Source organism: Streptomyces sp. NPDC050085 (genome assembly GCF_044460595.1).
GTDB lineage: Bacteria > Actinomycetota > Actinomycetes > Streptomycetales > Streptomycetaceae > Streptomyces.
The window spans coordinates 56,486-75,972 of sequence record NZ_JBITJZ010000004.1; the positions used below are offsets into that span (position 1 = coordinate 56,486).

Annotated in this window: 18 protein-coding genes; 7 read left to right on the forward strand and 11 right to left on the reverse strand. The window is 70.2% G+C overall.

What is annotated here, in order from left to right; translation table 11 throughout:
- Positions 1-235 precede the first annotated feature (235 nt).
- Positions 236-907, forward strand: a complete 672-nt coding sequence (gene nucS / locus ACIBUY_RS16330) for an endonuclease NucS (RefSeq protein WP_365563169.1) — start codon at positions 236-238, stop codon at positions 905-907.
- Between the two features lie 73 nt (positions 908-980).
- Here the strand turns inward: nucS and ACIBUY_RS16335 are convergent, their stop codons facing one another.
- The 4 genes from ACIBUY_RS16335 to ACIBUY_RS16350 form a co-directional block, all read right to left on the reverse strand.
- A complete protein-coding gene (locus ACIBUY_RS16335; RefSeq protein ID WP_399152898.1) occupies positions 981-3,524 on the reverse strand; it encodes an ATP-binding protein in 2,544 nt (847 codons plus the stop codon).
- Between the two features lie 254 nt (positions 3,525-3,778).
- The gene (locus ACIBUY_RS16340; RefSeq protein WP_365563165.1) at positions 3,779-4,102 is read right to left on the reverse strand and encodes an STAS domain-containing protein; all 324 of its coding nucleotides are present in this window, start codon (positions 4,100-4,102) and stop codon (positions 3,779-3,781) included.
- A 164-nt stretch (positions 4,103-4,266) separates the two neighbouring features.
- The gene (locus ACIBUY_RS16345; protein WP_365563162.1) at positions 4,267-5,118 is read right to left on the reverse strand and encodes a 3-hydroxyacyl-CoA dehydrogenase family protein; all 852 of its coding nucleotides are present in this window, start codon (positions 5,116-5,118) and stop codon (positions 4,267-4,269) included.
- Between the two features lie 160 nt (positions 5,119-5,278).
- A complete protein-coding gene (locus tag ACIBUY_RS16350; RefSeq protein ID WP_399152899.1) occupies positions 5,279-5,929 on the reverse strand; it encodes a TetR/AcrR family transcriptional regulator in 651 nt (216 codons plus the stop codon).
- An 83-nt stretch (positions 5,930-6,012) separates the two neighbouring features.
- Here ACIBUY_RS16350 and ACIBUY_RS16355 point away from each other — a divergent pair, with 83 nt between their 5' ends.
- From ACIBUY_RS16355 to ACIBUY_RS16365, 3 genes are read left to right on the forward strand one after another with little or no spacing between them, the layout of a single operon-like run.
- Positions 6,013-6,795: an ABC transporter ATP-binding protein gene (locus tag ACIBUY_RS16355; RefSeq protein ID WP_399152900.1), complete on the forward strand. Its 783-nt coding sequence runs from the start codon at positions 6,013-6,015 to the stop codon at positions 6,793-6,795.
- Positions 6,796-6,800: 5 nt separating this feature from the next.
- Positions 6,801-7,565, forward strand: a complete 765-nt coding sequence (locus ACIBUY_RS16360) for an ABC transporter permease (protein WP_399152901.1) — start codon at positions 6,801-6,803, stop codon at positions 7,563-7,565.
- Positions 7,566-7,578: 13 nt separating this feature from the next.
- Positions 7,579-8,151 carry a cob(I)yrinic acid a,c-diamide adenosyltransferase gene (locus ACIBUY_RS16365; protein ID WP_365563151.1) on the forward strand — a complete coding sequence of 191 codons (573 nt, stop codon included), beginning with the start codon at positions 7,579-7,581 and terminating at the stop codon, positions 8,149-8,151.
- Here ACIBUY_RS16365 and ACIBUY_RS16370 read toward each other — a convergent pair.
- Together ACIBUY_RS16370 and ACIBUY_RS16375 are read right to left on the reverse strand one after the other, a co-directional pair.
- Positions 8,148-9,608: a M4 family metallopeptidase gene (locus ACIBUY_RS16370; RefSeq protein ID WP_399152902.1), complete on the reverse strand. Its 1,461-nt coding sequence runs from the start codon at positions 9,606-9,608 to the stop codon at positions 8,148-8,150. The genes ACIBUY_RS16365 and ACIBUY_RS16370 overlap by 4 nt on opposite strands.
- A gap of 67 nt (positions 9,609-9,675) precedes the next feature.
- On the reverse strand, positions 9,676-10,227 hold the full coding sequence (locus ACIBUY_RS16375) for a hypothetical protein (protein WP_399152903.1): 552 nt from the start codon (positions 10,225-10,227) through the stop codon (positions 9,676-9,678).
- A gap of 171 nt (positions 10,228-10,398) precedes the next feature.
- On the opposite strand from ACIBUY_RS16375, the gene ACIBUY_RS16380 reads away from it, so the two are divergent.
- From ACIBUY_RS16380 to ACIBUY_RS16390, 3 genes are all read left to right on the forward strand, one after another.
- Positions 10,399-11,586, forward strand: coding sequence for a histidine kinase (locus ACIBUY_RS16380; protein ID WP_365563143.1), 1,188 nt, complete (start codon positions 10,399-10,401; stop codon positions 11,584-11,586).
- On the forward strand, positions 11,583-12,230 hold the full coding sequence (locus ACIBUY_RS16385) for a response regulator transcription factor (protein WP_365563140.1): 648 nt from the start codon (positions 11,583-11,585) through the stop codon (positions 12,228-12,230). Before ACIBUY_RS16380 ends, ACIBUY_RS16385 begins: the two co-directional genes overlap by 4 nt.
- A gap of 138 nt (positions 12,231-12,368) precedes the next feature.
- Positions 12,369-14,222 (forward strand): glycoside hydrolase family 18 chitinase, encoded by a 1,854-nt coding sequence (locus ACIBUY_RS16390; RefSeq protein ID WP_365563138.1) that lies wholly within the window; start codon positions 12,369-12,371, stop codon positions 14,220-14,222.
- 82 nt (positions 14,223-14,304) lie between these two features.
- Here ACIBUY_RS16390 and ACIBUY_RS16395 read toward each other — a convergent pair whose 3' ends face one another.
- From ACIBUY_RS16395 to atpA, 5 genes are all read right to left on the reverse strand, one after another.
- Complete coding sequence (locus ACIBUY_RS16395; RefSeq protein ID WP_365563135.1) at positions 14,305-14,760, reverse strand: DUF2550 domain-containing protein; 456 nt, start codon at positions 14,758-14,760, stop codon at positions 14,305-14,307.
- 152 nt (positions 14,761-14,912) lie between these two features.
- Positions 14,913-15,287: a F0F1 ATP synthase subunit epsilon gene (locus tag ACIBUY_RS16400; protein ID WP_095936680.1), complete on the reverse strand. Its 375-nt coding sequence runs from the start codon at positions 15,285-15,287 to the stop codon at positions 14,913-14,915.
- 138 nt (positions 15,288-15,425) lie between these two features.
- A complete protein-coding gene (gene atpD, locus ACIBUY_RS16405) occupies positions 15,426-16,862 on the reverse strand; it encodes a F0F1 ATP synthase subunit beta (protein WP_365563132.1) in 1,437 nt (478 codons plus the stop codon).
- Positions 16,862-17,782, reverse strand: a complete 921-nt coding sequence (locus tag ACIBUY_RS16410; RefSeq protein WP_365563129.1) for a F0F1 ATP synthase subunit gamma — start codon at positions 17,780-17,782, stop codon at positions 16,862-16,864. Before ACIBUY_RS16410 ends, atpD begins: the two co-directional genes overlap by 1 nt.
- Before the next feature lie 21 nt (positions 17,783-17,803).
- The gene (gene atpA, locus ACIBUY_RS16415) at positions 17,804-19,399 is read right to left on the reverse strand and encodes a F0F1 ATP synthase subunit alpha (protein ID WP_365563127.1); all 1,596 of its coding nucleotides are present in this window, start codon (positions 19,397-19,399) and stop codon (positions 17,804-17,806) included.
- Positions 19,400-19,487: the final 88 nt, after the last annotated feature.

Genomic DNA, 19,487 nt, shown 5'->3' on the forward strand with positions numbered 1-19,487 from the left:
TCCTCTCGCACCCCCGCGGCGCGGGGGTTGACGGACAGGCCAGGAGCCCACGGCCGTACGACCCTCCGAACACGCAGCGTGCACGCGCCGCGACCTCCTGCTTCTACGGTAAGCAACGCATCCCGGTGGCAACAGGGCGTAGAGCGCCCGGTTCGCACACAACCGGCCAATAACGAACGGGGGCCTACTGGGGCGAAGTGCGTGGACCAGTGGGTGTCGAGTAGCGTTGCCGACCATGCGTCTTGTCATCGCCCGCTGCTCCGTGGATTACGCGGGCAGGCTCACCGCCCATCTCCCGTCGGCCCCCCGCCTGATCCTCGTGAAGGCGGACGGCAGCGTCTCCATCCACGCGGACGACCGGGCCTACAAGCCCCTCAACTGGATGTCCCCGCCCTGCACGTTGAAGGAGGGCACGGGCGACGACGAGGGCACGTGGACCGTCATCAACAAAGCGGGCGAGAAACTCATCATCACGATGGAGGAGATCCTTCACGACTCCTCGCACGAACTCGGCGTCGACCCGGGCCTCATCAAGGACGGCGTGGAAGCACACCTTCAGGAGCTGCTCGCCGACCGCATCGAGACGCTCGGCGAGGGCTACTCGCTGATCCGCCGCGAGTACATGACGGCGATCGGGCCCGTCGACATCCTGTGCCGCGACGCCGACGGACAGACCGTCGCCGTCGAGATCAAGCGCCGCGGCGAGATCGACGGCGTGGAGCAACTGACGCGCTACCTCGAGCTGTTGAACCGCGACCCGCACCTCGCTCCCGTCCGCGGCATCTTCGCGGCCCAGGAGATCAAGCCCCAGGCCCGCGTCCTGGCGACGGACCGGGGCATCGGCTGCACCGTGCTCGACTACGACGCGATGCGGGGCATCGAGGACGACAAGCTCAGGCTGTTCTAGGGTCACCCGCGAAAAGCCGCAGTCGCGCCCGCTCAGCTTCCGAGTGGGCGCGACTGCGGCTTTTCCGTGCGGACTACATCACCGCGGCGGAACTGGACGCGCTGCCCGTCGAGGACGCCGGGGCGCTACTGCTCACCGGCGCACTGCTCTGCGGAGCACTCGCCGAGTCCGACGTGTCCGGCGTGGTCGCCGGAGGCGACGACGACGGAGGCGGGGACGAAGGCGGCTGCGACGACGGGGGCTGCGACGAAGGCGGCTGGCTCGTCGGCGGCTTGGACGTGGGCGGCTTCGAAGACGGCGGCTTCGAGGACGGGGACTTCGAAGGCGACTTGCTCGGCGACTTCGACGGGTCCTGCGGGGATCCGCTCCCGCTCGGGTCGTCCGAAGGCCCCCCGGAGGATCCGCTCGGCGTCGGGTCGTCGGAGGTGCCGGGGATCCCGTCCTTGCCGGGGTCGGTCGGCTTCGTCGCGGTGCCACCGGAACCGCCGCCCGAGCCGTTGCCCGGGTCGGCCTGGTCGGCGCCCAGGTCCCCGCCGTTCTCCCCCGCCGAGGCCGACGGGTTGGTGCCCACCTTGTCGGACGGCGGTTCGTTGTTGTTCGACGTGGCGCCGAGCGTGACGACCGTGCCGAGCACCGCGGCGAGCAGCGCACCCGCGCCGGCCGCCACGAGGTTGCGCCGCGTGCCGTGGACGATCGACTTGCGCGAGGGCGCCTTGCCGCCGACGACGGTCGGGGCGGGCGGGGGCGGCGCCTGCCGGGTCACCAACGTGTCCGGCTCGCGCGGCGGTTCGGGCAGTGCGTACGCGGCGGGCACGCCACCGGGCGGCGACGCGGACTCCTCGTACATCGCGTCCGGGACTTCTTCCCCGGCGGCCGTGCGCCCGCCGGGCAGTGCGCCGCCCGAGCGGTCCGCGACGAGCGCGAGGGCCCGGCGTCCGGCGATCGTGCCGCGCTTGTCGGCGAGGGCGCCGCGCAGGCCGATGGAGGCCTCCAGCTCGGCGCGGGCCCGGTCGAGGTGCCCGCCGAGCAGCGCGAGAACGCCCAACTCATGGTGGAAGTACGCCTCTTCGGATACGTCACCGACGAGCCGCGCCGCCTCCTGGCCCGAGCGCAGCGCACGCTCCCAGGCGCTCCAGGCGAGCCCCGCGGCGAACGCGGGCGAGGCCGCACGGGCCAGCTCCACACCGTCGCTGGTCTCGCCCTCCACCGGGGCGGGCACGAGGACGGTGAGCGCGGCAAGGACCGCGTCGCACTCGGCGGCGACCCGCTCGGGCCCGACCGACGGGTGCCCGGCCCACCAGGCGTAGTGCCGTGCGGCGGTGCGGGCGTGCCCGACGGTGTCGTCGCCGTAGCCCGCGGCCTCCAGCTGGGTCTGCACTCCGGAGGCGAGGCGGTAGTGGCTGCCGACGGCGGTGACGAGCGCGCAGGAGACGAGCTCGGCGAGGGCCGCGTCGGCGTGCGTGTCCCCGACGAGCGCGGGCAGATGCGCCTGGTGCGGGATCTCGCCGCCGAGCGCGACGGCGAACCGCAGGGTGGCGCGGGCCGATTCGCTCAGCCGGGAGGCGAGCAGCGCGGCGGGCGCGGCACCGTCGGCGAGCGAGGGCAGCGGCACTTCGTGTCCGTCGGCGGCGTCGAAGGGCGCGTCCACCGGGGCGGCTTCGGGGCCCTCGTAGTAGCCGAACTCGTCGAACGCGGCCGGGTCGGCGCGCAGCAGGTCGCGCTGGCGCAGCAGGGCGCCGGCCTGGGCGAACCGCAGCGGCAGCCCCTCGGACTCGAACCAGAGGTCACCGGCCCACTGCGCCTCGTCGTCGGTGAGGACACGGCCGACGGCCCTCTCGAGCAGCTCCAGGCTGCTGCCGCGGCCGAGGCCGCTGAGGAAGACCTCTTCGACGTGGGAGTCGGCGGACGGCGCGGGCACGTCGGGCGTCGCGGCGAGCAGGAAGGCGCACTCGGGGGTGGCTTCGAGGAGCTCGTCGAGCGCGGCGCCGCCGAACTCGAGGTCGTCGAGGATGACCACGGCGCCGATGTCGTGGACGAGTTCGAGCAGCAGGGCGCGGTCGGGGCGGTGCAGCGGCGCGTTGTACACGGCGGCGAACAGGTCGTACAGGACGTCGCTCGCCGAGCGGCGGTGTCCGGTCAGGCGGACGACGCCGTCGGGTGCGATGTCGAGGCAGTCGTCGGCGAGCTGGTCGAGCAGCGCGGTGCGCCCGGACCCGGACGGCCCGGTGAGCCGTACGGAACGGCCGCGCGCGAGGAGCCGGACGAGCCGCTCGCGGTCCTCCTGGCGCTCCAGGAGCGGCAGTCGGGGCAGCGCGGGTCCCGGCGGCATGGGCGGCCGGGCGGCGCGGGCGAGCTCGATGCGCTCGGTGGCGTCGTACTTGACGGGCCTGCCGGGACGCTCGCCCGGCGGGCAGGGTTCGATCTCGCTGCCGTCGACGGGATTGACGGTGAGGAGATAGTCGCCGGAGACCAGCTGCACGGTGCGCGCGAGCGCGGGCGACGGCTGGCCGAAGTCGGGTGTGAGCGGATCGCGCGGCGGGCGCTGGCGGCTGCCGCCGGGCACGTCCTCGCGCCGGTCCTGGCTGAAATCTTCCGGTCCCCGGTTCATCGGGTCCATGGTCAAAGCCCCCCAAAAGCGTGGTGTGCCCCTTGCCCCTCCCGGCCTGTGCACACTGCGCTGTCGCTTCTGGTCCGGTGCCCGCGTGGCGGGTTCGTCATTCCGCGGGCGACCGAACCCTAGACCTTCGCTCAGTATCTACGAACAGGCGGGGTGCCGCGCCGCCCGAGACGTCACAGTCTCGTGAGGATTGTGCGCGCTTCCGCTAGGAATGAACGATTCATGCCGTCAGGCGCACGCGGGATTCCCCTGCGTCACACGCGCGGCAGCGACTCGACGCCGATGCCGCCCTCGATGGCCAGAATCCGGTGCAGCCGGGTCGCCACGAGCAGGCGCTGCATCTGGGGCGGCACCCCGCGCAGCACGAGCCGGCGTCCGCAGCGGCCCGCGCGCCGGTGGGCACCCATGATGACGCCGAGCCCGGTCGCGTCCCACGAGTCGAGTGCGGACAGGTCGAGCACCAGGTCTCCGTTGCCGTCGTCGACGGCGGTGTGCAGGACCGTACGGGCGTCCGCCGCGCTGCGGACGTCGAGGCGGCCCCCGACGACCAGCTCGGCGTGGTCGCCCCTGATGTACATATGCGCTCCCCATGCGATCAATCGTGACGAGAGGTATCCATGTGATCTGGGTATGTCACTGCAACTGACTGGCTAGGGACGCCAGAAGTTGCCGTCTGTAAGCGAACCGATACCGAATTCACCCCGAGGGGTGACATCGCGTCAGGATCGCGGTCCGTCCTGTGTCAGGCGTGCTTGTAGAAGCCCTGCCCGCTCTTGCGCCCGATGTCACCCGCGTCAACCATCCGGCGCATCAGCTCCGGCGGCGCGAACTTCTCGTCCTGGGACTCGGTGTAGATGTTGCTCGTCGCGTGCAGCAGGATGTCGACGCCCGTGAGGTCGGCGGTCGCCAGGGGGCCCATCGCGTGGCCGAAGCCCAGCTTGCAGGCGATGTCGATGTCCTCGGCGGTGGCGACGCCCGACTCGTACAGCTTCGCGGCCTCGACGACGAGGGCGGAGATCAGACGGGTCGTCACGAAGCCGGCGACGTCCCGGTTCACGACGATGCAGGTCTTGCCGACGGACTCGGCGAACTCCCGCGCGGTGGCGAGCGTTTCGTCACTGGTCTTGTAGCCGCGCACCAGCTCGCACAGCTGCATCATCGGCACCGGCGAGAAGAAGTGCGCGCCGACGACCCGCTCGGGGTTCTCCGTGACGGCCGCGATCTTGGTGATCGGGATGGCCGAGGTGTTCGAGGCGAGCACGGCGTCGGGGCGCACGATCTTGTCGAGCGCACGGAAGATCTCGTGCTTGACCTCGAGCTTCTCGAAGACGGCCTCGACGACGATGTCGGCGTCGGCGACCGCGTCGAGATCGGTGGTCGTGGTGATGCGGGCGAGCGCGGCCTCGGCGTCCTCGGCGGAGAGCTTTCCCTTGCTCACGAACTTGTCGTACGACGCCTTGATGCCACCGGTGCCACGCGCAAGTGCCTCGTCGGTGACGTCGCGCAGAACGACGTCCCAGCCCGCCTGGGCGGAGACCTGAGCGATGCCGGACCCCATGAGTCCGGCTCCGATGACGGCGAGCTTCCCTGCCACGTGCGACTCCCTCTCACCGCGTACCCGCATACCGCTTAACCACTGTTCACATTGCTCTTTTGCGGACCTTAGCGTCAGTGAGCGCCGGTGTGACCGCGAAGAGATGCGCGTCACGTCTCAAATGACGGACATCACACTGAACCGGGACAGCGGCCCCTCATCAGGCGTCCCGTACGGCGTAGTTGAGCACCTTTTCGCTCAGGAGTTCCTCCATCTCGTCGACGAGTTCGAGGACTTCCCTGGACACCTTGGCCGGGGTGCCGCCGGCCACCATGCGGCGCCCGATGACCGCCATGACGGTCTGGTGCACCCAGCCGATCTGACCCGCCATCAGGTCCGGCAGCGGGTCGTCGGCGCCGGCGCCGGTCTCCTCGCGCAGGGTCTCGGTGAGGTCGTCGTGGACCTCCTGCTGGATGGCCCACAGGCGCGAGCGCAGGGCGGGCGCGCCGTTCACCACGCTCATGAAGGCGCTGTAGCCGTCCATCAGGCCGACGCGCGGCGAGACCGCCTCGATCTCCTCGCGCAGTTCGCGCAGGACGGCGGCCGCGGCCGACTCCCCCGGCGCCCGGCCGCGCACCCAGCGGGACATGCGGTCCACGACGCCCCGGGAGCGGTCGAGGAACAGGTCCTCCTTGGCCGGGAAGTAGTTGTAGACGGTGTTCACGGAGACGTTCGCGGCGTCCGCGACCTCCGCGACGGTCACCGCGTCGAAGCCGCGCGCCAGGAAGAGGCCGGTCGCGACGTCCGAGATGTACTGCCGCGTCTGGCGCTTCTTCCGCTCCCTGAGCCCCTCTTTGACCACCTCTGCCATGCCGTCGATCGTAGTCGTTCTCTGGTCTCTCTGAAATTTTGGGGACATTGCAAAATTTCAGTGACTCTGTTTTTCTGGCTCGCATGGCAGTCATCAGCGCGTCCGGCCTGGCCCGGACCTTCCACACGAAACGGGGCCCGGTCGAAGCCGTCCGCGGCATCGACCTGCGCGTCGACCCGGGCGAGATCCTCGGCTTCCTCGGTCCGAACGGGGCGGGCAAGACCACGACCCTGCGGATGCTCACGACCCTGCTGCCGCCGACCGGTGGCGCGGCGACCGTCGCGGGCTGCGACCTGGCCTCCGACCCGGCGGGCGTGCGGCGTGCGGTCGGTTACGTCGCCCAGTCCGGCGGCGTCGACCCGACCATCTCGGTGCGCGAGGAGCTCGTCACGCAGGGCCGTCTGTACCGGCTGCCGAAGGCCCGAGCGGCGTTGCGCGCCAAGGAGTTGGCGGCCGGCCTCGGACTCACCGGGCTCCTGGAGCGCAGGACGGCCGCGCTCTCCGGCGGGCAGCGGCGGCGGCTCGACATCGCGCTCGGGCTCGTGCACCGCCCGAAGGTCCTCTTCCTCGACGAGCCGACGACCGGGCTCGACCCGGGCGCCCGCGCCGATCTGTGGGACCTGGTGCGCAGGCTGCGTACCGAGTACGGCACAACCGTCTTCCTCACCACGCACTACCTCGACGAGGCCGACGCGCTCGCGGACCGGATCGTCGTGGTGGACAAGGGAGTCGTGGCCGCCGAGGGCACGCCGAGCGCGCTGAAGCTGCGGTACGGCGGGTCCATCGACGCGACGCTCCAGGACACGTTCCTGGCCATCACCGGACGCGGTCCCGCGCCCGTGGACACGACCCCGGTGGCGGTGTGAGCACGATGAGGACCCTTTCCCCGGTGGTCTCCGACACCCTCCTGATCTTCGGGCGGTACGCCCGCCAGACCCTCTCCTCCCGCTTCCAGATGCTGTTCGGCATCCTGATGCCGCTGCTGTACCTGCTGTTCTTCGGGCCGCTCCTGACCGACCTGCCGCACGGCGCGAGCGGCAGCTCCTGGCAGGTCCTCGTGCCGGGGCTGCTGCTCCAACTCGGCCTGTTCGGCGCCGCGTTCTGCGGTTTCGGGATCATCCTGGAGAAGAACTCCGGCGTCGTGGAGCGGATGCGGGTCACCCCGGTCAGCCGCCTCGCGCTGCTGCTCGGCCGCGTCCTGCGCGACACCGCGCTCTTCCTCTTCCAGGCGGTGCTGCTCGTGCTGGCCGCGCTGGTGATGGGGTTGCGGGCGCCGCTCGCGGGCGTGCTCATCGGCTTCGCGTTCGTCGCGCTCCTGACGGTGTCCCTGGCGTCGCTGTCGTACGCGCTGGCCTTCAAGGTCAGTACGCCGCAGGAGTTCGGGCCCGTCATCAACGCGGTCACCATGCCGTCGATGCTGCTGTCCGGGCTGATGCTGCCGATGGCGCTCGCGCCCGGGTGGCTTGACGTGCTCTCGCACGTGATGCCGGTGCGCTATCTGGTCGACGCGATGCGGGACGCGTACGTGGGCGCGTACGGGACGGCGCACATGCTGTACGGGGCTCTGGTGGCGGCCGCGTTCGCCGGGCTCGCCGTGACGGTGGGCACACGGACGTTCCGCCGGGCCGGGGGATAACTACGCTGGCCGCATGGTCAATCTGACGCGCATCTACACCCGTACCGGAGACAAGGGCACCACGGCCCTCGGCGACATGAGCCGCACCGCCAAGACCGATCTGCGGATCTCGGCGTACGCGGACGCCAACGAGGCCAATGCCGTGCTCGGCACCGCCATCGCGCTCGGCGGCCTCGACGAGGAGGTCGTCACGGTGCTCACGCGCGTCCAGAACGACCTGTTCGACGTGGGCGCCGACCTGTCCACGCCGGTCGTCGAGAACCTGGAATACCCGCCACTGCGCGTCGAGCAGTTCTACGTCGACAAGCTGGAGGCGGACTGCGACCGCTTCAACGGGGAGCTGGAGAAGCTGCGCTCCTTCATCCTGCCCGGCGGCACGCCGGGCGCGGCGCTGCTGCACCAGGCGTGCACGGTGGTGCGCCGGGCGGAGCGCTCCACGTGGGCGGCGCTCGAGGTGCACGGGGAGACGATGAACCCGCTCACCGCGACGTATCTGAACCGGCTGTCGGACCTGCTGTTCATTCTCGCCCGTACGGCGAACAAGGCGGTCGGGGATGTGTTGTGGGTGCCGGGCGGGGAGCGTTAGCCGCCTTCTTCCCGCTCTTCCAGGGGGACGCCGACCGCCTCCCAGGAGGCCTTGGTCGCCTTGTGCTCGTCGCTGTCGGTGCCGAAGCGGGACTCCGCGGCCCGGTCGGTGGCCCGCGCCCAGGTGGTGAAGTCCTCGACGAGATCGGGGAGTTCACCGCTCAGCGCATCCCACCAGATGAGTCCGGCCCGCTCCCAGGCGTGGCCGCCGAGCTCCATGGCCAGGCGGTAGAAGGCATGGGCGGGGATGCCGCTGTTGAGCCGGATGCCGCCGGTGTCCCGCTCGGTGTCCATGAAGTCCCGAAAGTGCCTCACCTGCGGGTCCTTGCCGAGGCGTTCGTTCTCGTACGCCTCGCCCGGAGCCTTGAGCGAGCGCAGGGCGTTGCCCCCCGAGTCCGCCAGGACGAGGCCGTCGGCGAGCAGCCAGTCGGCCTCGTCGACGCTCTGCTCGAGCGCGTACTGACGGGTGAGCGCGGCCAGCACGTCGCGGATGGCGACGTGCAGGGAGCCCGACCTCCCGGAGAACGTGAAGCGGGCGAACGCGGGGAGTCGCTGCCATCCTTCGGCGGCCACCACGTCGAGTCGGCTGAAGTTGTCGAAGGTCACCCCGTCGCCGTCACCGAGATACAGGAACTGCCCGCTCCAGGTGCCGTTGTTGTGGCCCCTGCCGTAGTGGACGACCGCCGCGTACGGCCGTCGCGTCGCCTCGTCCGGGGCGAGCCCGAGCACCTCGGTGCCGAACCGGTCCATCGCCACGAGCGCCTCGTACGCCGTGTCGACGGCATCGTCCCCGTACGCGTCCCGCCCGCTCCAGCGCACCGGACGCAGCCCGTCGAGCCCCGTGCCGCCCGCCGCGTCGAACACGACGTGCCTGACCAGGTCCGAGGCGCCCGCGCCCGGGCTCAGCTCCAGCGTGCCGTCCCGGACCACGTAGGCGGGCGCACCGGGCAACAGGGTCCCACCGGGCCGGATGTCGATCCCGGGCGGGAGCAGTGCGGAACCCGTGGCCCTGGCGCCCGGCTCCAGCGCCGAGACGCGGGACAGGATCTCGTGCTCGGGCATCCGGCCCGCCGTGCCGACCGCCCTGATCGCTTCGGCCAGGCGCTGGCTGGCCGTCTCCAGAATGACGTCGCGCTCCGCGGCCGACAACCCGTCCTCGGTGGCGTGCGCGGCCAGGTCGAGGGCCTCGTAACCACGGTTGGCCAGGCCGAAGACCTCACTGCGGCGCAACCGGGCGAGCACCCCGCTGTGCCTGTCCCACGCCGACCGGGACGGTGGCTCCAGCCACCGCCCCAGCTGCCGCAGCTGTACGACGGACGAGCTGTGCCGGGTCAGTTCCGCGTAGACGAGACGCAGGGCGGTGCGGGTGTGGCCACGGCCACGGAACCACGCGCCGAGCCCGGTGGCGGCACCACCGCCCGCCGTACCGATCAACGCCGCCACCAGGGTGCTGTCCATCCCCGCATGGTCAGCCCTGCCCTTGGCCTATGCCCATGGCCCGGTGAGCGTATTTCACCTGCGTATGTCACCTGCGCCCGGAGACCGCCGCCGGCGCCTTCTTCGGGAACACCGTGTAGCTCAGCGCGATGATCACGTTGATCGCGATCAGGAACAGCATCCGCTGCTGCCACTGCACCAGGGACCCGGTGTTCCCGCCGTCGCCCACGTACCAGATCGCGCCCTGCAGCAGGCCGATCGCGATGAGGGCCGCGAGGATCCAGCGGGCCGCGATCTGCCACTCGTGGATCGCGCGCGGCACCCCGTACTTGGGCGTCGAGGGCGGCGGGCCGCCCGCCCAGCGGTGGGCGACGCGGACGTCGACCCACTGGATCGTGTAGTGGCCGAGCGCGAGGGAGTAGCCGATGTAGACGGCGGCCAGGCCGTGCTTCCAGTCGGGCTCGGCGCCGTTCTTGAGGTCGATGGCGGTGACGACGAAGAGGACCACCTCGAGGAGGGGCTCGCACAGCAGCACGGCGACGCTCGCCCGCGGCATCTTCGCCCAGTAGCGCAGCGCGAGGCCCCCGGCCAGCAGCACCCAGAAGGCGACCTCACAGATGACGATCAGCGTGACGACCACGGCGACGGCTCCTCTCACTTCGTGCCCCTGGTAACAGGCTCGCCCGCGCCGGCCCGCCGATCATCGTCACCGGTGACGATGTGCGCCTGCATCCTTCGATGTACTCGCACGGCGCCCGGCTCCGTCCCACGGCACCACGCCCCGCTCGCGCCGTACGTGTTGGATGGAGTCATGCACCTCCCGCTCCCCCGCCCGCACCGCGACGACGTCCGCATCGCCGTCGTGGGACTGCTCGGCGGGCTCGCACTGTGGGGCATCGGGCTCGGCATGAACGCCGGGCGGCCGTTCGGCGGCTCGTGGCTGCTGATCCCGCTGGTCGCGATGTCCGCCCTGGAGCTGCTGCGCCGCACCCGGCCGCAGTTCACGGTGGTCGCGGGCACGCTCGTGCTCGTCGCCGACCAGCTGACGCAGGGCTCGCTCGCGACGGTCCTGATGTTCACGGACCTGATGTACGCGGGCGCGCTGTACGGGTCCCCGGCCCTCGCCCGCCGCCTTCCGGTGTCGACGGGCCTGGTCACGGTCGCCCTCACGCTCGGCTTCCTGGCCTGGTGGCGGCGGCCCGAGGCGATCCTGGTCGGCGTCGCGACCGGCCTCGTCTCGTTCGGGCCCGCGGCGACCGGCATGCTGGTGCGCGGCCATCGCGACAAGGCCGCCGAGGAACGGCTGCGGGCCGAACAGACCGCGCTGCTCGCGGAGATGGACCGGACGCAGGCGGTCACCGCCGAGCGCGCCCGGATGGCACGGGAGCTGCACGACATGGTGGCGAACCACCTCTCGGCGATCGCCATCCACTCCACGGCCGCCCTGTCCATCGACGATCCGGCCACCACCCGCACCGCCCTGGAGACGATCCGGGAGAACAGCGTCGACGGCCTGGCCGAAATGCGTCGCCTGATCGGCATCCTGCGCGACTCCAGCGGCGATACGCAGCCGGTCGCCGCGCCCACCCTGGACGGCCTGGCGGCGCTGGTCGAGCAGGCCCGCACGAACGGACTCGACGCCGCCCTCACCCTGACCGGCAGCGTCACCGACCTGCCCGCGCCCGTCGAGCTGGCCGCGTACCGCATCGTCCAGGAGTCCCTGACGAACGCGCTGAAGCACGCCTCCGCGGGCCGCGTCACCGTCGAGGTCGAGCGCACGGCCGTGCGGATCGAGGTGCGCGTGACCAGCCCGTACGGCGACCGGGACGGCCCGCGTGCGCCCGGCTCGGGCGCCGGGCTCGTCGGCATGCGTGAGCGCACGGCGCTGCTCGGCGGCATGTTCGAGGCCGGGGCGCAGGCCGCCGGAGTGGACAAGGTCTGGCGGGTCCGTGCCACGCTGCCCCTCGACAACCCCGCTGCCGAAGGAGAGCCCGCGTGATCCGCGTACTCGTCGCCGAGGACCAGACCGCCGTGCGCGCGGGCCTCGTGCTCATTCTGGGCAGCGCGCCCGACATCGAGGTCGTGGGTGAGGCGGAGGACGGGGAGCGGGCGGTGGCGCTGGCCCGCGAGCTGCGGCCCGACCTGGTGCTCATGGACGTACAGATGCCGCGCCTGGACGGAGTTTCGGCCACGCGGGCGGTGGTCGAGGAGTCCCTCGCCGACGTCCTTGTCCTGACGACGTTCGACCTCGACGAGTACGTCTTCGGAGCGCTGCGCGCGGGCGCGTCCGGCTTCCTGCTGAAGAGCGCCGACGCGAAGGACCTGCTCGATGCGGTACGCACGGTCGCCCGCGGCGAGGGGTTGATCGCACCGGCGGTGACGCGGCGGCTCATCGCCGAGTTCGCGCACCCCCGCAGGGGCGAACAGGCCACTGTTCCGGCCGAGTTGGAGACGCTGACCCGCCGGGAGCGGGAGGTCCTCGACTGCCTGGGGCAGGGTCTGGCGAACGCGGAGATCGCGGTCCGCCTCGACATGGCGGAGGCCACGGTGAAGACCCATGTCAGCCGCCTGCTGGGCAAGTTGAACCTGCGCAGCAGGGTGCAGGCGGCGGTCCTCGCCCAGGAAGTTGGCCGAAACCCGTAATTGGTTTAGACCTTGACCGCTGGTCCAGACCTTTCTATTCTCACCGCACTGCGGTGAGCACATCCCCCACTCCGGTGCTCATGGGCGTCGCAGGGATCCACCCCCATCACGGACCCCCGAAACACCCGAGGAGCACCGATGCGCTCAACCGACGTACCCAGAAAGAGACTTCGGCACAGAATCACCGCGGTCCTCGCCACGCTGGCGCTGCCCGGCGCGGCCCTGGTCGGTCTCGCGACCCCGTCCCACGCCGCGGCCGAGGCCACCGCCGTCACCGCCACGTACGCCAAGACCCAGGACTGGGGCTCGGGCTTCGAGGGCAAGTGGACCATCAAGAACTCCGGTACCACGTCGGTGAGTTCATGGACCGTCGAGTGGGACTTCCCCTCCGGCACGAAGGTGACCTCCGCCTGGGACGCCACCGTCACCAACTCCGCCGACCACTGGACCGCCAAGAACCTCTCCTGGAACGGGACGCTCGCCCCCGGCGCCTCGGTCTCCTTCGGGTTCAACGGCTCCGGCGCCGGCGCCCCCAGCGGCTGCAAGCTCAACGGCGCCTCCTGCGACGGCGGCGACGTCCCCGGCGACGCGGCCCCCTCCGCGCCCGGCACCCCGACGGCCTCCGCCATCACCGACACCTCGGTCAAGCTCTCCTGGTCGGCCGCCACCGACGACAAGGGCGTCAAGAACTACGACGTCCTGCGCGACGGCGCCAAGGTCGCGACGGTGACCGGGACGACGTACTCCGACACCGGCCTGACCGCCGGCACCGACTACTCGTACACGGTCAAGGCCCGCGACACCGCCGACCAGACAGGACCCGCCTCCGGCTCCGTGAAGGTCCACACCACTGGCGGCGGCACCGACCCCACCCCCGGCAACAAGGTGAAGATGGGCTACTTCACCGACTGGGGCGTCTACGGCCGCCAGTACTTCCCCAAGAACCTGGAGACCTCCGGCTCCGCCGCGAAGGTCACGCACATCAACTACGCCTTCGGCAACGTGCAGAACGGCCAGTGCACGATGGGTGACTCCTACGCCGACACGGACATGGCGTACACCGCGGCCAACTCCGTCTCCGGCGTCGCCGACACCTGGGACCAGCCGCTGCGCGGCGCCTTCAACCAGCTGCGCCAGCTCAAGGCCAAGCACCCGAACCTGAAGATCATCTGGTCCTTCGGCGGCTGGACCTGGTCCGGCGGCTTCCCCCAGGCGGCGCAGAACCCGGCCGCGTTCGCCGACTCCTGCTACAAGCTGGTCGAGGACCCGCGCTGGGCCGACGTCTTCGACGGCATCGACATCGACTGGGAGTACCCGAACGCCTGCGGCCTGTCCTGTGACACCAGCGGCCAGGACGCGCTCAAGAAGCTGACGACCGCGCTGCGCGCCAAGTTCGGCTCCAGCAACCTGGTCACCGCCGCCATCACCGCGGACGCCTCCGCCGGCGGCAAGATCGAGAAGAACGACTACGCGGGCGCCGCCCAGTCCCTCGACTGGTACAACGTCATGACCTACGACTTCTTCGGCGCCTGGGCCGCACAGGGCCCGACGGCCCCGCACTCCCCGCTCACCTCGTACCCCGGCATCCCGCAGCAGGGCTTCAACTCCGCTGAGGCCATTGCCAAGTTGAAGGCCCAGGGCGTCCCGTCGGCCAAGCTCCTGCTGGGCATCGGCTTCTACGGACGCGGCTGGACCGGCGTGACCCAGGACGCGCCCGGCGGCACGGCCACCGGCCCCGCGGCAGGCACGTACGAGCAGGGCATCGAGGACTACAAGGTCCTCAAGACGAAGTGCCCCGCGAACGGCACGGTGGCCGGCACGGCCTACGCCCACTGCGGCTCGGACTGGTGGTCCTACGACACCCCGGCGACCATCAACTCGAAGATGAGCTGGGCGAAGTCGCAGGGTCTGGGCGGCGCGTTCTTCTGGGAGTTCTCGGGAGACACGTCGAACGGCGAACTGGTCACCGCGATCGACTCCGGCCTGAAGTAGCCGGCCTGAAGTAGCCACCCCACAAACCGAAGCCGGGCCTACGGGAACGCCCCCCGTAAGCCCGGCTTCTTCCATGAACGGATCAGGCCACGTTCACCCGCTGGCCGGGCGGCGCCGCCTCGAGCCACGCCAGGAAACCGGTCAACGCGTCCTCGCTCATCGCCAGTTCGAGGCGGGACCCGCGGTGCGTACAGGCGAGGACGATGGCGTCGGACAGCAGCGCCAGCTCCTCCTCGCCCTCCGGGGCACGGCGGCCGGTGACCTCGATGGCGGCGCGCTCCAGGATGCGGCGCGGCCGGGGCGCGTAGGAGAAGACGCGGAACCACTCGATCCGGTCACCGTTGTAGCGGGCGATGCCGTACCCCCAGCCCTTGCCGGAGGTGTCGTCCTCATCGGGCCCTGGCGCGTCCCACCGCAGCGAGCAGTCGAACGTACCGCCCGACCGCTGGATGAGCCGGCGCCGCAGCCCGAAGACGAACAGCCCCAGCAGTACGAGTACGACGACCGCGACTACGCACAGCACGAGAACGAGGACCATCTGCACCGACCTCCTCGCTTCTCTCGACCGGACGACCGAACGCCTGATAACGGAACAGCAAAAACAGTTGTGGATCGCCTCAGCCGCGACCCGGTCCGGAGGTCATCTCCGGCCTGGGCCGCGGCTGAGGTGTGTCACAGGGCTCGCTGGGGTCAGCGCGCCGCCACCGCGCGCAGGCGGACGTCCGCGCGACGCTCGGCAGAGGCATCGCCCTCGGCCTTCGCGCGCTCGAGCTCCCGCTCCGCCCGCTGGACGTCGATCTCGTCCGACAGCTCGGCGATCTCGGCCAGCAGCGACAGCTTGTTGTCCGCGAACGAGATGAAGCCGCCGTGGACAGCCGCCACGACCGTTCCCCCGTCGCTCGTACGGATCGTCACCGGGCCCGACTCCAGCACACCGAGCAGCGGCTGGTGACCGGGCATGACGCCGATGTCGCCGGACGTGGTGCGTGCGACGACCAGGGTGGCCTCGCCGGACCAGACACTGCGGTCCGCGGCGACGAGCTCGACGTGCAGCTCAGCAGCCAAGGTGGGCTCCTCGGGTCACCACCCGGAAGCATCCGCCACCGGGTGTTGGGTCAAAGTCTAGTGGGCGTACGACGGGGGGCGGGACACCCGCCCCCCGTCAAGAAGTCAGCAGCAAGTCAGCGACTTGCGTCACCGGCTTCAGGAGACGCCGAGCTCCTTGGCGTTGGCCTTGAGGTCCTCGATGCCACCGCACAGGAAGAACGCCTGCTCCGGGAAGTGGTCGTACTCACCGTCGATGATCGCGTTGAACGCGGTGATCGACTCGTCCAGCGGCACGTCCGAACCGTCGACGCCGGTGAACTGCTTGGCGACGTGGGTGTTCTGCGACAGGAAGCGCTCCACGCGACGGGCGCGGTGGACGGTGAGCTTGTCCTCCTCGCCGAGCTCGTCGATACCGAGGATCGCGATGATGTCCTGAAGGTCCTTGTACTTCTGGAGGACCGTCTTGACGCGCATGGCCGTGTTGTAGTGGTCCGCCGCGATGTAGCGGGGGTCCAGGATGCGGGACGTCGAGTCCAGCGGGTCCACGGCCGGGTAGATGCCCTTCTCGGAGATCGGACGGGAGAGCACCGTCGTCGCGTCGAGGTGGGCGAAGGTCGTCGCCGGGGCCGGGTCGGTCAGGTCGTCCGCGGGCACGTAAATGGCCTGCATGGACGTGATCGAGTGACCACGGGTCGACGTGATGCGCTCCTGGAGGAGACCCATCTCGTCGGCCAGGTTCGGCTGGTAACCCACGGCCGAGGGCATGCGACCCAGCAGGGTCGAGACCTCGGAACCGGCCTGCGTGAAGCGGAAGATGTTGTCGATGAAGAACAGCACGTCCTGCTTCTGCACATCGCGGAAGTACTCCGCCATGGTCAGACCCGCGAGGGCCACGCGCAGACGGGTGCCCGGCGGCTCGTCCATCTGACCGAAGACGAGCGCGGTCTTGTCGATGACGCCCGAGTCGGCCATTTCCTCGATGAGGTCGTTGCCCTCACGGGTGCGCTCACCGACACCGGCGAACACGGAGACACCGTCGTGGTTGTTGGCGACGCGGTAGATCATCTCCTGGATGAGCACCGTCTTGCCGACGCCGGCACCGCCGAACAGGCCGATCTTTCCACCCTTGACGTACGGGGTGAGAAGGTCGATGACCTTGACGCCGGTCTCGAACATCTCGGTCTTCGACTCGAGCTCGTCGAAGTTCGGCGCCTTGCGGTGGATGCCCCAGCGCTCGCCGTCGTACTTCTCGTCGGAGTTCAGCACGTCACCGAGGGTGTTGAACACCTTGCCCTTGGTGAAGTCGCCGACCGGCACGGTGATGGAGGCACCCGTGTCGGTCACCACGGCCTGGCGGACCAGACCGTCGGTGGGCTGCATGGAGATGGTGCGGACCAGACCGTCACCGAGGTGCTGGGCGACCTCGAGCGTCAGGGTCTTCTTCTTGCCGTCCTCGGCCGGGTCGTTGACCTCGACGTGCAGGGCGTTGTAGATGTCCGGCATCGCGTCGACGGGGAACTCCACGTCGACGACCGGGCCGATGACCCGGGCGACGCGGCCCGTGGCCGTCGCGGTCTCAACAGTGGTCGTCATTACTTGTCACTCCCCGCGGTCGCGTCGGCGAGGGCGCTGGCGCCACCGACGATCTCGCTGATTTCCTGGGTGATTTCGGCCTGGCGGGCCGCGTTGGCAAGTCGGGAGAGCGTGTTGATGAGCTCTCCCGCGTTGTCGGTCGCCGACTTCATCGCGCGGCGCGTGGCGGCGTGCTTGGAAGCAGCCGACTGGAGCATCGCGTTGTAGATACGGCTCTCGACGTAGCGCGGCAGCAGGGCGTCGAGGACGTCCTCCGCCGACGGCTCGAAGTCGTACAGCGGCAGGATCTCGTCGCCCTTGGACGACGCCTCCTCCGCCACCTCCTCGAGGCTGAGCGGCAGCAGGCGGCCGTCGACCGCCGTCTGCGTCATCATCGAGACGAACTCGGTGTAGACGATGTGGAGTTCATCCACGCCGCCCTCGGCCGTGTCCTTCTCGATGGCCTCGATGAGCGGACCCGCGACCTTCTTGGCGTCCGCGTACGAGGGCTCGTCGGTGAAGCCCGACCACGACTCCACGACCTTGCGCTCGCGGAAGTTGTAGTGGGCCAGACCGCGGCGGCCGACGATGTACGTGTCGACCTCCTTGCCCTCGGCCTCGAGGCGCGCCGTCAACTGCTCGGCGGCCTTGATCGCGTTCGAGTTGAAGGCGCCGGCCAGACCGCGGTCGCTCGTGAGGAGCAGCACCGCGGTACGGGTCGCCGTCTCGGCCTCGGTCGTCAGCGGGTGCTTGGTGTTCGACCCCGTACCCACCGCCGTGACCGCGCGCGTGAGCTCGGTCGCGTACGGCGCGGAGGCCGCCACCTTGCGCTGCGCCTTGACGACGCGCGAGGCGGCGATCATCTCCATCGCCTTGGTGATCTTCTTGGTCGCGGTGACGGATCGGATGCGACGCTTGTAGACCCGGAGCTGGGCTCCCATGAGTCAGGTCCCTTCCTTACGTCACTTGGCGACGTTGACGGCCGGAGCGTCCTCGCCGAGAAGCTTGCCGTCCGAGGTCTCGAACTGCTTCTTGAACTCCGCGACCGCGTCGTCGATGGCCTGGATGGTGTCGTTCGACATCTTGGCGCCCTCCTTGATGGAGGTCATCAGGCCCTGCTCCTTGCGGTGCAGGTAGTCGAGCAGCTCGCGCTCGAAGCGGCGGATGTCGGCGACGGGCACCTCGTCCATCTTGCCGTTCGTGCCGGCCCAGATGGAGACGACCTGGTCCTCGGTGGCCATCGGCTGGTACTGAGCCTGCTTGAGCAGCTCGACCAGGCGCTGACCGCGCTCCAGCTGCGACTTCGACGCGGCGTCCAGGTCGGAACCGAAGGCGGCGAACGCCTCCAGCTCGCGGTACTGGGCCAGGTCGAGGCGGAGACGACCCGACACCTGGCGCATGGCCTTGTGCTGAGCCGAACCACCCACGCGGGAGACCGAGATACCGACGTTCAGCGCGGGGCGCTGACCGGCGTTGAAGAGGTCGGACTCCAGGAAGCACTGACCGTCGGTGATGGAGATGACGTTGGTCGGGATGAACGCGGAGACGTCGTTGGCCTTCGTCTCGACGATCGGCAGACCCGTCATCGAACCGGCGCCCAGCTCGTCCGAGAGCTTCGCGCAGCGCTCGAGGAGACGCGAGTGCAGGTAGAAGACGTCCCCCGGGTAGGCCTCGCGCCCCGGCGGGCGACGCAGGAGCAGGGACACGGCGCGGTAGGCGTCGGCCTGCTTCGAGAGGTCGTCGAAGATGATGAGGACGTGCTTGCCGTCGTACATCCACTGCTGGCCGATGGCCGAACCGGTGTACGGCGCCAGGTACTTGAAGCCGGCCGGGTCGGACGCCGGGGCGGCGACGATGGTCGTGTACTCCAGAGCGCCGGCCTCTTCGAGCGCACCACGCACGGAGGCGATGGTGGAGCCCTTCTGACCGATGGCGACGTAGACGCAGCGGACCTGCTTCGACGGGTCGCCGGTGCGCCAGTTGTCACGCTGGTTGATGATCGTGTCGACGGCCAGGGCGGTCTTGCCGGTCTGACGGTCACCGATGATCAGCTGACGCTGGCCACGGCCGATCGGGGTCATCGCGTCGACGGCCTTGTAGCCGGTCTCCATCGGCTCGTGCACCGACTTACGGGCCATGACGCCCGGGGCCTGCAGCTCGAGCGCGCGTCGGCCGCTGGTCTCGATCTCGCCGAGGCCGTCGATCGGGTTGCCGAGCGGGTCGACAACGCGGCCGAGGTAGCCCTCGCCGACACCGACGGACAGGACCTCACCGGTACGCGTGACCGGCTGGCCCTCCTCGATGCCGCTGAACTCACCGAGGACGATGGCGCCGATCTCGCGCTCTTCCAGGTTGAGCGCGAGGCCGAGGGTGCCGTCCTCGAACTTCAGCAGTTCGTTGGCCATGGCCGAGGGCAGACCCTCGACCTTCGCGATGCCGTCGCCGGCAAGGGTGACCGTACCGACCTCCTCGCGCGAGGCCGCGTCCGGCTTGTACGCCTGGACAAAGTTCTCCAGCGCGTCCCGGATCTCCTCCGGCCGGATCGTGAGCTCCGCCATCTGGGTTCCCTGCTCTCCTTGTTGGGCCCGAAGTGTTCTTGGGGGTCTGGGGTCAGCCCCCAGGAATCCTCTGCACGGCCCAACTAGG